Raw genomic sequence first — 6,154 nt, 5'->3', positions numbered from 1 at the left:
TCTTTCAGTAAAAAATGTGTGGCTGACACACCTCTATCGCGAGCAGGCTCACTCCTACATTGGATCGCGGTCAGCCACGATACTGGCCGGGGGTTGCGGCCAGGTGTTGTTTGAACGCGCGCTGAAAATGCGCTTGATCAGCAAACCCAGCCTCCAGCGCCACATCGGCAATCAACTGCCCACCACGTAAACGCTCGCGGGCGAACTGGATGCGCTGATTGACCAAAAACGCATGCGGTGTCATGCCGTAATGCTGCTTGAACGCGCGGATCAAATACGACGGTGACAACTGCGCCGCCGCGCAAATATCCTCAAGGCTGAGCAGTTCCCTGCAGTGCTCACGAATAAAATCCGCCGCCCGTTCCAGTTTGAAATTCGGCTCGCGCAACGCTTGCCCGGCCGGATTCAGACGCAGCTGCAGATCACTGAAAAACTCCACCGCCGTGCTCTGTTTACGCAGCACATCCTGCTGATCGTCGACCAACACTTCGTACAGCGCCATCAAGCCGCGAAACAGCGCCGCATCCTGCAAGTGCGTGGCGGCAAACCGGCGAAATTCCAGATCCTCACCAAACCCCAACTGATGCTGCAAATCCGTCAGCCACGGCGTCTCGACGTACAGCATCACGTACGACCACGGCTGATCATCAATCGGATTGCAGGCATGCACGTCGCCCGGATTCATCAACACCACCGTGCCCGCCGCGACCTCGAATTGCGCCTGCTCATGCACATAAGTACTGCGCCCGGCAGTGATCGCGCCGATGGAAAAGTGCGCATGGGAATGCCGGGCGTAACAGACTTCGCGACCATCGGCGATGGCCCGTGCTTCGATAAAGGGCAGGGCGTCGTCGCGCCAGAAACGCGGGGCTTTTTCAGGGTTTTTGGCGGCAGCGTGTTTCATTGTGGTTATTCCCGGCAGGCCAGTGCCCGAGTGTATTAGCTCTGGCCGGCAAAGGCCCGTTCCAGTTCGGCAATGTCGAGTTTTTTCATTTTGAACATCGCCTGCATGGCCCGCTGCGACTTGCTGGTGTCGGCGTCCAGCATCATCTGCATGAACGCCACCGGGACGATTTGCCACGAGACGCCGAACTTGTCCTTGAGCCAGCCGCATTGCTGCGCTTCGACCGGGCCGCCCGCAGACAGTTGGCCCCAGAAATGGTCGACTTCCTCCTGATTCTGACAATTGACCTGAAACGAAATCGCTTCATTGAACGTGAACATCGGCCCGCCATTCAGCCCGGTAAACGTATGGCCATCGAGCTCAAAACTGACGGTCATCACCGCGCCTTCCGGCTTGCCGTGAAATTCCTGACCGACCTTGCTGTAGTGGGTCAGGCCGGTGATTTTCGCGTGATCGAAGATCGAGCAGTAGAACTTCGCCGCCGCTTCGGCCTGATCGTCGAACCACAGGCACGGCGTGATTTTTTGAAAGCGTTGCATGGCAGTCATCCTCGGCAGGTTAGACACGCTGGACTTTCAGCGTAGACAGTCCTTGGTCGAATGGCAGTGCCGTAGATCGACAAGTCGCGGCGTCAAAAATCCCAGCGCGCCGCCAGTTGCAGGCTGCGCGGTTCGCCGTAGAAGCCGGTGCCGAAGTTGCCGAGGCCGGTGTAGTAGGTTTTGTCGAAGAGGTTTTTCACATTGAGCGTGGTGCTCAAATGTTCGTTGAAGCCGTAGCGCGCCATCGCGTCGACCAGGTAATAACTGTCCTGAGTAATGCGCACGTTCTGATCTGCACCGGGCTGGAACACGTTGCCGAAGAATTCGCTCTGCCAACTGATGCCGCCGCCCAGGGTCAGGTTTTGCCAGACACCGGGCAGGCGATAGCTGCTGAACAGGCGGACTAACTGCTCCGGCGCGGTGGTTTGCAGGATCGAGGCATAGACCGGATCGCCTTTGGCATCGCGGGTGTGGTTGTAGGCGTAACCGGCGGAGAGGTTCCAGCCGTCGGCGACTTCGCCAGCCAGTTCGAACTCGAAACCTTTGGTGGTCGCGCCTTGCACCGCGCGATAAACAGCCTGCGTGTCGAAGCCGCTGACCTGCTCGGCGACGTTGTCCTGCTCGATGCGAAACACGGCAAAACTGGCGTTGATCCGACCGTCGAAATACTCGGCTTTTATCCCCGCTTCATAGCTGTCGCCTTGCACCGGGTCGAGCACTTGGCGCGCGGCGTCCTTGCTCAGTTGCGGCTGATAAATGCGCGTGTAACTGGTGTACAGCGAGTAGGTCGCGTTGAGGTCGTAGACCGCGCCGGCGTAAGGCGTGACCACGCCGGTCTGGCGGTAGCCATCGCGCACATCGGCCGTGGCAGGGTGGCTGTAGTCGAGGTGGTCGCTGGCGGTGAAATCACTGACGCGTCCGCCGAGGATCAGCGCCAGATCGTCGCTGGCCTTGAAGCGGGTCGAGACGTACGCGCCGGTCTGGCGCTGGCTGATGTCGTCAATGCCGATATGCGGGATATCGGGTTTGGCGAACTCGCCGTGCCAGTCGAAGATACTGCCGTCCAGCGGCGGATAAACCGAGCCGTACACCGGGTTGTTCTGGCGAGTGTTCATCGACATGAAACCGACGATCATCTGATGCTCGCGACCGAACAACGAGAACGGCCCACCGAGGTTGAGATCGACGTTGTCCTGCACCTCGTTGCCCTTGAATTTGCCCATGTAGAGGAACATGCCATCGCCGGTCACCGGATCTGGATTACCGCCGCTGGCCGAGCCGAGCAGGGTGTCGTGCTCGCGGTGTTTGCGGTCGTAACTGAGTTTCAGCGTCCAGTCGTTTTGCAGTTGTCGGGCGACGGAAGCGAACACAGTCTGATTGGTGAAATCGCGACGGCTCCAGTCAGTGGCCGGGTTGAACGAGCGAGAGAAATTCGTCCGTGAACCATCGCTGTAGAACATCGGAAAGCCCGTCCAGCTCGCGCCGCGTGAGCGAGTGTTTTGCTGGTCGAAACCGAAGGTCAGCAGAGTGTCCGGACTGAGATCGGCTTCGACGATGGCGTAGGCGATGTCCTTGGTGTTCTGGTAGTGATCGGCGTGGGTGCTGCGCTCCTGATGAACGCCGACAAAGCGTGCACGCAGGTTGCTGTTCAGAGCGCCGGAGATATCGGCTTCGCTGCGGTAGTTGTCCCACGACCCGACGCTGCCGCTGAGCGCGGCTTTGAAGGCTTGCGTCGGGCGTTTGCGGATCAGGTTCACCGTGGCCGAAGGGTCGCCGGAACCGGTCATCAAGCCCGTCGCGCCCTTGATGATTTCGACGCGGTCGAAGGTCGCCATGTCGGTGCTGGTGGTGCCGTAATCGTAGACGCCGTCGTAGTCGGTATTAACGCCGTCGTACTGGAAATTGGTGATCGGTGCGCCACGGCTGGAGAACTCCCAGCGCTCGCTGTCGTAGTTCTGCACGCTGATCCCCGGCGCGCGGCGCAGCACATCGGCGATGCCGTTGGCGCCTTGGTCATCGATTTGCTGGCGGGTGATCACGGTCACCGATTGCGGGGTTTCGCGCAGCGACAGCGCCAGTCCGGTGGCGGATGCGCTGACGCCGGTGGTGTAGGCGTGGGTGTCCTCGGTGATCGCGCCGAGGTTTTTTCCATTAATGGTGGTGGCGTCCAGTTGCAACGGATTTGCAATGGCTGCGCTGCGCAAAACATAACCGCCGTCCGTTTGCGGCTGGGCTTGCAGGCCGCTGTCCTTGAGTAGGATTTGCACCGCCTGTTGTGGCGTGTAGTCACCGCTGAGGCCGGGGCTGCGCTTGTCTGCTGCAAGGTCATTGTGCCCGGCGATAAACACGCCGCTTTGTTCGGCGAAGCGGTTGAGCACTGTGACCAACGAACCGGGCGCAACCGAATAATGCTGAATCTGCCCCTCCGCTAACGCACACATCGCCGGCATGGCAGACGCCAAGGCCAGGGCGAAACGGGTGCGGGCGAGGGTAGAGCGCAACATGGAGTTCCCGGGGCAATCAACGAAATGAGGGGGCTAGTGGTTAACCGAATGAACCCGCCAAAAGGGAACCGCGATATGAAAAAATTCTCAGGCTTTCGGCCCGACGCTGACCCACCAATCGAAGGTTTTGTTGATGCGGATCGGCAGCGCTGCCTCCAGCAGGCGCAAGGCTTGATCGGTGTCCTTGAGCGGGAATGAACCCATCACCGGCAGCGCGGCCACGACCGGATTGCAATGCAGATGCCCCGCTCGATAGCGGCTGAGCTCCTCGATCAACTTGCCCAGCGGCAGGTTATCGGCCAGCAACACACCCCGGCGCCAGGCTTCGCGAGAGGGATCGGCAGCGCTGGCGATGTTCATGCGTTCAGTGCTGAAGTTGATTTGCTGGCCGGCCTGAATTACGGCGGTTTTGCCCTGACGGTTAGTGGCTTCGACCGCGCCTTCGTAGACATTCAGTACGGTGTTGTGCTCGTTCTGCCGTACGCTGAAACGCGTGCCCAGCGCACGCATGCGGCCATGTTCGGTCTCGACCCAAAAGGCTCGGCCGAGGTCTTTGGCGGTGTCGATCAGCACTTCGCCGGCACGCAGTTGCAGCAGGCGCTGGTGCGCATCGAAACGCACGTTCAAGGCACTCAAGGCGTTGAGCCAGATGCGGCTGCCGTCGCTCAACGTCGCTTCGCGGGTTTCGCCGGTGCCGGTCGAGAGGTCGGCGGTCAATCGCTCGACTGAATCCATCAGCGGCGTGTTGCGCTCGATCGCCCATCCGGCGATGCCGGTCGCGGCCAAAATCAACAAACCTTTGAGCGACTGACGACGGCTGATCGACGTGCGCGCGCTGTTGCGCAAGGTGTGGCTGACGGCTTCGGTCTCTTGCTGCAACGGCGCAAAACGCTGGCCGACCCGTTCGATATAACGCCAGGCGGCCTGATGCTCGGGGCTCTGTGCGAGCCAGGCCTGCCAGCGCAGATGTTCTTGCTCGGCGACCGGCTCGTCATGCAATTGCACGTACCAGTGCGCCGCTTGTTCGAGGCTGGCGTGGCTGAGTGTTTGCGTGGCGTTATTCAATCAGCAGACCATCGAGTTCGGCTTCAAGAATGGCGCAATGCATCATTGCCTGCGCCAGATATTTCTTGATCATCCGCTCGCTGACGCCGATCTGTTCGGCGATCAGTTTGTAGGGCATGCCGTGCAATTGCGCGAGGATGAACGCGTCGCTGACCCGCTGCGGCAGGCGCTGCAGCATGGCGTCCACTTCCAGCAGCGTCTCGACGATGATCGCCTGTTGCTCGGGCGAGGGCTGCAGGGCCGGCGGGCGATTGGCGAGGGTTTCCAGCCAGGTCTGTTCCAGTTGCCGACGGCGCCAGTGATCGACGCACAAGCCGCGGGCAATGGTCGCCAGATAAGAGCGTTCGTGGACTTCGCCGTTGAAGGTTTGCGGACGCTTGAGCACGCGGATGAAAGTGTCATGCGCAAGGTCGGCGGCATCCATTGCGTTGCTCAGGCGCCGACGCAATAGCTCGTGCAGCCAGCGGTGATGGCTGAGGTAGAGATTCTGCACGAGTGAGGTGTCGGCGACCGTCATCAGAGCAAGCGTCCAGAGTGACCGTTGCGGGTCTAAATAGGAATGGGTCGCGATTAAAGCAAAAGGACGCAGGTCGCGCAAATGATATTGGTTTGCTTTTAGGCGACGGTGTTGATGGCTTGAGGTGAATGTAGTCTTAATGACAAACGTTCGAGTCAAAAAGACTTTTATTGTTTTGTGTCAATTTGACTCTGATTTTTTCAGGTGGCTGATTTTGTTGAATTATAAAACTGGCACGAGACTTGAAGTGGTCAAGGTACAAAACTGAACAGCTCAGGAGACCGCCACCATGCTCACTTTCTTCGAAAGCCCGCTGAACGTTCTGCACCTGTCGAGCAAAGTCCTTGTTGCCGGTCTGGTCATGTTGTTGGCCGGGATCTACGGCGCGTACTTATATGACGGCCACATGGCGATTGCGCTGCTGGTGGCGATGCACGCGCTGACCATCCTCGGCCCGACCCTGATCAAAATCGGCTACGTCATGCGTTTGTTGGCGCAGTATCGTCTGCGCGGCCCGCAATTGATCCTGCAAACCGCGTAACCCTTGTAGGAGCCGAGCTTGCTCGCGAAGGCGGCGTATCAAGCAACACAGGCTCAAGCTGTGCCGACGCCTTCGCGAGCAAGC

At 59.5% G+C, this 6,154-nt stretch carries 6 protein-coding genes; 1 reads left to right on the top strand and 5 read right to left on the bottom strand.

Annotation, left to right across the window (positions count from 1 at the left end):
* Positions 1-70: 70 nt before the first annotated feature.
* The 5 genes from QMX93_RS29265 to QMX93_RS29245 all read right to left on the bottom strand — a co-directional run bounded on the left by QMX93_RS29265 (position 71) and on the right by QMX93_RS29245 (position 5,529).
* Positions 71-904: an AraC family transcriptional regulator gene (locus QMX93_RS29265; RefSeq protein WP_282359050.1), complete on the bottom strand. Its 834-nt coding sequence runs from the start codon at positions 902-904 to the stop codon at positions 71-73.
* Between the two features lie 35 nt (positions 905-939).
* Positions 940-1,443, bottom strand: a complete 504-nt coding sequence (locus QMX93_RS29260) for a VOC family protein (protein WP_282359049.1) — start codon at positions 1,441-1,443, stop codon at positions 940-942.
* A 92-nt stretch (positions 1,444-1,535) separates the two neighbouring features.
* Positions 1,536-3,947 carry a TonB-dependent receptor gene (locus tag QMX93_RS29255; protein ID WP_282359048.1) on the bottom strand — a complete coding sequence of 804 codons (2,412 nt, stop codon included), beginning with the start codon at positions 3,945-3,947 and terminating at the stop codon, positions 1,536-1,538.
* Between the two features lie 87 nt (positions 3,948-4,034).
* A complete protein-coding gene (locus QMX93_RS29250) occupies positions 4,035-5,012 on the bottom strand; it encodes a FecR domain-containing protein (protein WP_282359047.1) in 978 nt (325 codons plus the stop codon).
* Positions 5,005-5,529, bottom strand: a complete 525-nt coding sequence (locus QMX93_RS29245) for a sigma-70 family RNA polymerase sigma factor (RefSeq protein WP_159815664.1) — start codon at positions 5,527-5,529, stop codon at positions 5,005-5,007. The genes QMX93_RS29250 and QMX93_RS29245 overlap by 8 nt, the downstream gene beginning before the upstream one ends.
* 289 nt (positions 5,530-5,818) lie before the next feature.
* On the opposite strand from QMX93_RS29245, the gene QMX93_RS29240 reads away from it, so the two are divergent.
* Positions 5,819-6,070, top strand: coding sequence for a transmembrane sensor/regulator PpyR (locus QMX93_RS29240; RefSeq protein WP_282359043.1), 252 nt, complete (start codon positions 5,819-5,821; stop codon positions 6,068-6,070).
* Positions 6,071-6,154: the final 84 nt, after the last annotated feature.

Origin of the sequence: Pseudomonas sp. PS01303 (genome assembly GCF_029959385.1) — a bacterium.
Taxonomy (GTDB): Bacteria; Pseudomonadota; Gammaproteobacteria; order Pseudomonadales; family Pseudomonadaceae; genus Aquipseudomonas; species Aquipseudomonas rustica.
The sequence above is the reverse complement of the archived record's forward strand: the minus strand, read 5'-3'. Positions and strand labels throughout refer to the sequence as shown.

What these genes read in the sequence shown, in the direction of transcription:
- QMX93_RS29265 (WP_282359050.1), bottom strand. Translation starts at nt 904, where the DNA reads ATGAAACACGCTGCCGCCAAAAACCCTGAAAAAGCCCCGCGTTTCTGG.
- QMX93_RS29260 (WP_282359049.1), bottom strand. Translation starts at nt 1,443, where the DNA reads ATGCAACGCTTTCAAAAAATCACGCCGTGCCTGTGGTTCGACGATCAG.
- QMX93_RS29255 (WP_282359048.1), bottom strand. Translation starts at nt 3,947, where the DNA reads ATGTTGCGCTCTACCCTCGCCCGCACCCGTTTCGCCCTGGCCTTGGCG.
- QMX93_RS29245 (WP_159815664.1), bottom strand. Translation starts at nt 5,529, where the DNA reads ATGACGGTCGCCGACACCTCACTCGTGCAGAATCTCTACCTCAGCCAT.
- QMX93_RS29240 (WP_282359043.1), top strand. Translation starts at nt 5,819, where the DNA reads ATGCTCACTTTCTTCGAAAGCCCGCTGAACGTTCTGCACCTGTCGAGC.